This is a genomic window from Microbacterium sp., assembly GCF_003248605.1.
GTDB lineage: Bacteria > Actinomycetota > Actinomycetes > Actinomycetales > Microbacteriaceae > Microbacterium.
The window spans coordinates 1-6857 of record NZ_QFPF01000126.1 but is presented as its reverse complement, the minus strand read 5'-3'; the positions used below and the strand labels follow the sequence as shown (position 1 = coordinate 6857).

The following is a 6857-nucleotide window of genomic DNA, read 5'->3' as shown; positions in this document are numbered from 1 at the left end:
AAGCTGGCCGGGCTCGGCGGCGCTGAGCGGATCAGACTCCTTCGACTCGCGGAGCTTCTCCGACTCGTCCTGCTCCCAGAGGCCTTCTTCCTCGTCAGCCTGACCCTCGCCGAAGATGTCGTCGTACTCGTCCTCGGACAGCCCGCGACCCGCCTTCGAGGCGAGGTAGTTGCTAAGCGTCATCCCGAACGCGAACGGGCTTGACAGGAAGCGCTTCTTCAGCAGCATCGTCACGATGTCGCCGGTTGGCCTCGTGCCGTTGAGCTTCGCGCTCTTCGTCACGATCTCATCGAGCAGGGCGAACATCCTCTGCTCGTCGTCAGCCGGATCAAACGGGATCATGCTGACCTTGCGTTTCTTGAAGCCCTTGCCGGCCAGGTCGGTCTTCAGGCGGCGGACCGTCACGTCCTTCAGCGCGGTCGAGTCGAGATTCGCGCCACGGGCGAAGCGGCGGGGGTCGATCATCTCCATCAGCGCGGTGAACGACTCCGGGTGGCCGTTGTGCGGCGTCGCGCTCAGGAACAGCCGGTGCTCGCACTTCTCGGCGAGGTGGCGCACGGCGACCGTGCGCTGGGTGTCGACGGCATACCCTCGCCCGCCGGCGATAGCCGACGGGCTCGACGGTGCGACATGGTGTGCCTCGTCGACGACCAGGACGTCGAACGCGTACCGACTACCGGTCTTCGGATTGTTCGCCTGCGCGTACACGTCGCGCAACAGCCGCTGCGCCCGCACCTGAGGCAACCATGCCATGCTCACGATCACCCGCGGGAAGATATGGAACGGATTGGCCTGAAGCCCGTGCGTGCGGCGGACCTCAGCCATCAGCTCAGAGTTCACGATCGTGAACTCCAGGCCGAACTTCTCCCGCATCTCGTCCTGCCACTTCAGCGACAGGCTCGGCGGACACACGATCACGGCCGTGCGGGCGCGGTGCCGCAGGAACAGCTCCTGGATGACAAGGCCCGCCTCGATCGTCTTGCCGAGGCCCACATCGTCAGCAAGCAGCAAGTTCGCACGCGGCGCTCCGAGCGCGCGGCGGAGCGGTTCGAGCTGGTATGCCTCGACATTCACACCGGACCAGAACGGCGCCTGATAGCGGTTCGGATCGGCGCTTGTCACGGCTCCCCACCGCATCGCGTCGATGAAGCCCGCGAGCACTTCCGGTGGGTCGAAGTCATTGGGGTGGATCAGGTCGGGAAGCCCCTGCGCGGGCGTGACCGTGTGGCCGACTTCGAGCTCCCACACCACGCTCAGCTGTGCGCCAAGGCTGCCCTCGTCGAGGGACTGAAGATCGACGACATGACTGAGCTGCGCGACGGCGTCGTCAGCAGGGCTGCGTGGCAGTCCCTGTGTCTGGACGTTCGAGACCGCCCACATGCTCCCGCGGACTTCGACGACCTGGCCGGGCTCGGGAAGCGGCGGGGCGGTGGTGGTGCTTGACACGCGGGCTTACTCCTTGATCGCCGGGGGCTTTCAACCGACTTTCTCACATCGCGAGGCGCCGAACTCAATGGCCTAGATCGCGCGAATGTTTGAATCAGGTTCTCTTCCTTCAGATCCGAGCGCGTCGAGCAGCTCCCCGAGCTGTATGTGGAGTACGTCGTAGGCCTGCATGTAGAACATCTGGTCCATCGCTGGCCCCGGCGTGTCGTCGAGGTCTGCGATGAGGTCGCGCGCCTCGCGGATCGCTGTCTGGAGGCGGGTCTCGATTTCGGGCAGGCTCTGGATCCAGGTGTCGATCACGCTGAACGGGATCGGCGCGAAGTCGTGGGCGTCGACGCCGACGTGGAACTGGTGGCCGTTGGCGTCGTGGTCGCGAGCATGCGTGTGTCAGTGGAGCAGTGGGACGCCGTCGTCCCAGCGCGGGCGATGCGACGTGTGTCGATCCTGTTCCTGGCTATCGCCGCCGTAGGGATAGTGCGAGGCAATGATCCTGTACCCGTGGCGGTTTCCCTCGATGACCTCTGGGAGAATCTCCCAGCCCGCCGCTTCGTACATGGGCAGGAACCGCTCGATCGCGCGTTTCGACTGGGTCGCGGGCGCGACGCGATCATGGTTCCCGGCTACGAGCAGCCGGCGCCCGTTGAGCTGCGCGGTGAGCGCGATAGATTCCTCGATCGGGCCGAGAGCTACGTCGCCAAGGTGGAGGACGACACTGTCGGGCGACACTGTGTCGTTCCACCGCCGCACAAGTCCGTCGTTCATCTCGTCGACGGTGGAGTACGGCCGATCGGCGAGTTCGCTGATGCGGGCGTGGCTGAAGTGAGTGTCGGACGTGACGAAGTCGACCTAATCGAAGTCGAATGTCGGATAGTCGTGAATCTCGAAGTCGATGACGTCGACGCCGTGCACGCGCGCCTCACTGCGGGCACCGGTCTCGTGCCGGTGCTGCCGCTTCGAGATGAAGACTTCGGCCAACGCCACTTCATCGTCCTAGCCCCCGATGGCGTTCTCCTCGACGTGATCCAGCCGATCCCGCCCATCGCCGAGTTCGCGGCGTCGTTCTCCGACGCCTGATTCGCATCGCGCGGTCGACGCATATCACGGCCGCTTGGCCCCGTTGAGGCTCCGACGACGGCTAGGCCGGCTCGGTGGCGCGGATGAGACCGCAGTTCAGGCACGACCACGCGACGAGGAACCGCTCATCGTCGAGAATCTCGAAGGTGAGCGCATCGCCGCAGGTCGGGCACGCCCGTGGGTTCGCTGCGTGCGCATTCATCCCGTCAGCCTATGGCGGCGGCACGCCACGATGCGGGGCCAGGGCAAGCCGGCCGGCACCGGGTGTGGTCGCACGACGGCCGCCCCCTATGCTCTAGCCATGACTGACGAGGACGACCTCAGGGCGCGCGCCGTTCAGCGGCTCAAGGCGAAGCAGCACTTCTGGTCGGCGCTGGGTACGTGGCTCGTGCTCTCGGCGCTGTTCGTGGTGATCTGGCTGGCCACGGGAATGGGCGGCTTCTGGCCCATCTGGCCGATCGCGGGCATCGGCGTCGGAGTGGCGTTCACCGGCATCCGCGCTTTCGGTCCCGGCCGCAGCGGTCCGAGCGAGTCGCAGATCCAGTCCGAGATGCGTCGCCTCTCCTGATCGGAGCGGCCCGGCACCCGTCACCGGTTCGGGATCGCACCCGACGGGGTCGGCAGCCAGACGGTCAGCTTGGCGGGGTTGAGCATGATCCACACGTCGGTTATGAGGCCGCCCTCGACGTGGAAGCTCATGACGCCCATCGGTGTCTCGCCGACGCGGATGACCAGCCCGAGCCCGTCGCCGAGGGGCTGCTCGTCCGACACCAGCTCGGGGTCCTTCGCGCCGATGCCCAGCAGGAATCGCGCGACGCGATCCGCCCCGGCCACGACATTGGGGGCGGCGTTGACGACGCCTCCACCGTCCGAGCGCAGTTGAACATCGGGCGCGAGCACGCGCATGAGCTGGTCGATGTCGCCCGTCTGGCTCGCCGCACGAAACGCGCGGACGGCGGCATCGTGATCAGCGCGCGGCACGAGACTCGTCCGGCTCTCGCGCACATGTCGCCTGCCGCTCGCGGCGAGCTGGCGCACGGCGGCGGGTGAGCGCCCCACGATGTCGGAGATCTCCGCGAAGGGCATGCCGAACACGTCGTGCAGCACGAACGCCACCCGCTCGGCGGGCGTCATCGCCTCGAGCACGATCAGCAGAGCGGTGCTGATCGCGTCATCGAGCGTGACCCGCTCGAGCGGATCCGCCGCCAGCGCGCCAGCGGTGACCGAGCCCCCCGTCGCCGGCGCGGTGCCCGCGAACAGGTCAGCGGACACCGGCTCGGGCAGCCACTGCCCGATGTAACGCTCCCGCCGCCGCCGGGCCGAGCCGAGCACATCCAGGGCGATGCGGCTCGCGGTGCGAGTCAGCCACCCGCCGACGTTCTCGATCCCCGCACGCTCGTCCGCACCGAGCCGATACCAGCGCACGTACGTCTCCTGCACGATGTCCTCGGCATCGGCGAGGGTGCCCGTCATCCGGTACGCCAGCGACAGCAGGATCCGGCGTTCGCTGAGCACAGCATCCAGATCCTCGGTCATCGAATCCTCCTCGCGATCGACGGGCGCTCCTGCCTACTCTGACGACGATCGTGCTCAGAATGTGAGCACGCCGCCTCACACATCGCCCGGGTGCATCGTCAGTTTCAGTGGAGCGGCCGTTCGGAGGCCGCGCGAGAGCGAGGGCGAACGCACATGAGGATCGCGGTTGCAGGCGGTACGGGAACCGTCGGACGCCACGTCGCCGAGGCGGCGCGCGGGGCGGCACACGACGTCGTCTTGATCACGAGGCGCAGCGGCGCGGACGTCGTCACCGGCAAGGGGCCGCAGGCCGCGCTCGACGGGGTGGATGCTGTCATCGACGTCACGAACACGTTCACGCTGTCGGCGAGTCGGTCGCGCACCTTCTTCGAGACGGCCACGCGCAACCTGATGGTGGCCGAGAAGGCGAAGGGCGTCGGTCACCACGTCGCGCTGTCGATCGTGGGCATCGACGACATCGACGCGTCGTACTACGCCGGCAAGCTGGCGCAGGAGCGGGCGGTCGCCGCGGGGGACGTGCCGTACACGATCGCCCGAGCCGCGCAGTTCCACGAGTTCGCGGGGCAGCTGCTGGCGGCCTCGCGCGGGCCGATCGCCGTCATGCCCCGGACCCTCATGCGTCCCGTCGCGGCGCGCGAGATCGGAACGCACCTCGTCGCGCTCGCCGAGGCGGGCCCCATCGGTCGGGCGCCGGATCTTGTCGGTCCGCGCGACGAAGAGCTCGCCGATCTCGCCCGCCGACAGCTGGCGTTCGACGGCATCCGGCGGCGCGTGCTCGAGGTCCGGCTGCCCGGATCGTATGGGCGCGGGCTCGCCTCGGGGTCGCTGCGTGGGGGTGGCGGTGCGCTCCGCGGCACGGTCACGTTCGATGACTGGCTGCGCAGTGAGGATCACGCCCGCCCCGCCTGACCCGGCGGGCCGCCCCTCCCCGGTGGGCTGATGGGCGCGTCGCCGCGGTGCCGCGTCGCCGCGGTCGGGGCGGCCGGCGCGGTCGGGATGCCGAACCCACATTTTTGCAGCGAGCCACCAGACGACGCATGTGGGGTTGCTGCAAAAATGTGGGTTCGAGACCGGTGGGCCGCGTGCCCGTGACCCGACGAGGGTGGGGCGCGGGCCGGGGCGGGGCACGGAGGCGGCGCGCGCGGCCGCAGGTACGGCGCGCGCGGCACGGGGGCGGCGCGCGCGGCCGCGCGTACGGCGCGCGGGCCCGGCGCGGGCCCGGCGCGGGCCCGAAGCGCAGCATCCCGCGCCTGGATAGTCTGGATGGACACCGCCGCAATCACCGCCGCCACCACCGCTGGGACCCCGTGCCGCACACCGCAATCTCGTCACCGCCGTGGCGCGCGTGGCTGATCTGGGGCGTCGGCGTCGCGGCCTACATGCTCGCGGTCACCAACCGCACCTCGCTGTCGGCGGTCGGGGTCGACACGGCCGAGCGGTTCGACGCCGACGCCTCGACCCTGTCGATGTTCGCCGTGCTGCAGCTGGGCATCTATGGGGCGATGCAGATCCCCGTCGGGCTGCTGCTGGATCGGTACGGCGCGCGGCCCATCATGACGATCGGCATGGTGCTGATGGCGGTCGGGCAGCTTGCAATGGCGTTCTCGCCCAACGTCGGCATCGCGATCGCCGCGCGCCTGCTGCTGGGCGCGGGCGACGCTGCCGTCTTCCCGAGCGTGCTGCGTCTGATCGCCACGTGGTTTCCCGCTCAGCGCGGCCCCGTGATGGTGCAGATGACCGGCATCCTCGGCCAGCTCGGGCAGATCGTCTCGGTGATCCCGCTCGCGGCCCTGCTGCACGCCACGTCGTGGACGATCGCCTTCGGCAGCGTCGCGGGTCTCGGCGTGCTGTTCGCGGTGCTCGTGTTCGCCCTGATTCGCAACCATCCACCCGAGCGCGCGGCGGATGTCTCGGTCGACACGTCGACCGGCGCCATCCGGGTCGTGACCTCGGCGGTCGACACGCGGGTGGGCATCCGCGCGGCGTGGTCGCATCCCGGCACGCGCCTGGCGTTCTGGTCGCACTTCACGACGCCGTTCGCGGGCACCGCCTTCATCATGCTGTGGGGCGTGCCCTTCCTCACGGTCGGCGAGGGGCGCACCCAGGGCGAGGCAGCGCTGCTGATGACGACGCTCGTGCTCGTGGGCATCCTGATCGGACCCTTCATGGGGCAGCTCTCGAGCCGGCTGCCGCACATCCGCTCTCGCGGGCTCGTCCTGCCCACCATCGCCGTGCAGATGGCGGCCTGGCTCGCGGTCATCGCCTGGTCCGGGCCCGCGCCGCTGTGGCTGCTGTACGCGCTGGTCGTGGCGCTCGCGCTCGGTGGCCCCGCGTCGATGATCGCGTTCGACCATGCCCGCACGCACAACCCGAGCCACCGACTCAGCACCGCGACCGGCATCACGAACTCGGGCGGATTCCTCGCGGGGCTGATCGCGATCTTCCTCATCGGACTCGCGCTCGACCTGCAGGGAGCGGGCACGCCCGACACCTACACGCTCGACGCCTTCCGCATCGCCTTCCTCACCCAGATACCGCTGTGGATCGTCGGCGCGATCTTCATCTCGCTCGAACGGCGCCGCACCCGCGTGCATCTCGGCCTCGATGAGCCGCGGCGCCCGCGCGGTCGTTGAGGAACACCGTCAACGAGTAGGGCTCAGTGCCGCCGAAGCATCACGACGGTGTCATCGAGAGTCGCGTCCTCGCCGTCGGGACCGGTTGCGCGGCGCGCGCGCACCTCGGCGATGAGCACTGTCCAGGAGTCGTCGTCGAGCGCCAGGTCGACGAGCTCGCTTGCCGGG

The 6857-nt window shown here is 69.1% G+C and carries 8 protein-coding genes; 3 read left to right on the top strand and 5 right to left on the bottom strand.

Annotated elements, in window-relative coordinates; all coding sequences use genetic code 11:
- From drmD to DI573_RS13225, 4 genes are all read right to left on the bottom strand, one after another.
- Nucleotides 1–1446: DISARM system SNF2-like helicase DrmD (gene drmD / locus DI573_RS13240; RefSeq protein WP_292815189.1), on the bottom strand; the 1446-nt coding region annotated here is incomplete at its 3' end.
- Nucleotides 1447–1518: 72 nt separating this feature from the next.
- The gene (locus DI573_RS13235) at nucleotides 1519–1746 is read right to left on the bottom strand and encodes a hypothetical protein (RefSeq protein WP_292815187.1); all 228 of its coding nucleotides are present in this window, start codon (nucleotides 1744–1746) and stop codon (nucleotides 1519–1521) included.
- Nucleotides 1747–1833: 87 nt separating this feature from the next.
- Nucleotides 1834–2250, bottom strand: a complete 417-nt coding sequence (locus DI573_RS14765) for a hypothetical protein (protein WP_363331371.1) — start codon at nucleotides 2248–2250, stop codon at nucleotides 1834–1836.
- Between the two features lie 331 nt (nucleotides 2251–2581).
- Entirely contained in the window at nucleotides 2582–2722 is a 141-nt protein-coding gene (locus tag DI573_RS13225) for a hypothetical protein (protein WP_292815183.1), read from the bottom strand.
- A 99-nt stretch (nucleotides 2723–2821) separates the two neighbouring features.
- Between DI573_RS13225 and DI573_RS13220 the strand changes: the two genes are divergently transcribed.
- On the top strand, nucleotides 2822–3088 hold the full coding sequence (locus tag DI573_RS13220) for a 2TM domain-containing protein (protein ID WP_292815182.1): 267 nt from the start codon (nucleotides 2822–2824) through the stop codon (nucleotides 3086–3088).
- A gap of 20 nt (nucleotides 3089–3108) precedes the next feature.
- Here DI573_RS13220 and sigJ read toward each other — a convergent pair whose 3' ends face one another.
- Nucleotides 3109–4056 (bottom strand): RNA polymerase sigma factor SigJ, encoded by a 948-nt coding sequence (gene sigJ / locus DI573_RS13215; RefSeq protein WP_292815180.1) that lies wholly within the window; start codon nucleotides 4054–4056, stop codon nucleotides 3109–3111.
- A 153-nt stretch (nucleotides 4057–4209) separates the two neighbouring features.
- Here sigJ and DI573_RS13210 point away from each other — a divergent pair, with 153 nt between their 5' ends.
- Both DI573_RS13210 and DI573_RS13205 read left to right on the top strand, forming a co-directional pair.
- A complete protein-coding gene (locus DI573_RS13210) occupies nucleotides 4210–4965 on the top strand; it encodes an NAD(P)H-binding protein (protein WP_292815173.1) in 756 nt (251 codons plus the stop codon).
- 470 nt (nucleotides 4966–5435) lie between these two features.
- A complete protein-coding gene (locus DI573_RS13205; protein WP_363331370.1) occupies nucleotides 5436–6689 on the top strand; it encodes an MFS transporter in 1254 nt (417 codons plus the stop codon).
- The last annotated feature ends 168 nt before the right edge of the window (nucleotides 6690–6857 follow it).

Bases quoted from the DNA above. Each gene is read 5' to 3' on its own strand.
- DI573_RS13225 (WP_292815183.1), bottom strand. From the start codon at position 2,722: ATGAATGCGCACGCAGCGAACCCACGGGCGTGCCCGACCTGCGGCGAT.
- DI573_RS13220 (WP_292815182.1), top strand. From the start codon at position 2,822: ATGACTGACGAGGACGACCTCAGGGCGCGCGCCGTTCAGCGGCTCAAG.
- sigJ (WP_292815180.1), bottom strand. From the start codon at position 4,056: ATGACCGAGGATCTGGATGCTGTGCTCAGCGAACGCCGGATCCTGCTG.
- DI573_RS13210 (WP_292815173.1), top strand. From the start codon at position 4,210: ATGAGGATCGCGGTTGCAGGCGGTACGGGAACCGTCGGACGCCACGTC.
- DI573_RS13205 (WP_363331370.1), top strand. From the start codon at position 5,436: ATGCTCGCGGTCACCAACCGCACCTCGCTGTCGGCGGTCGGGGTCGAC.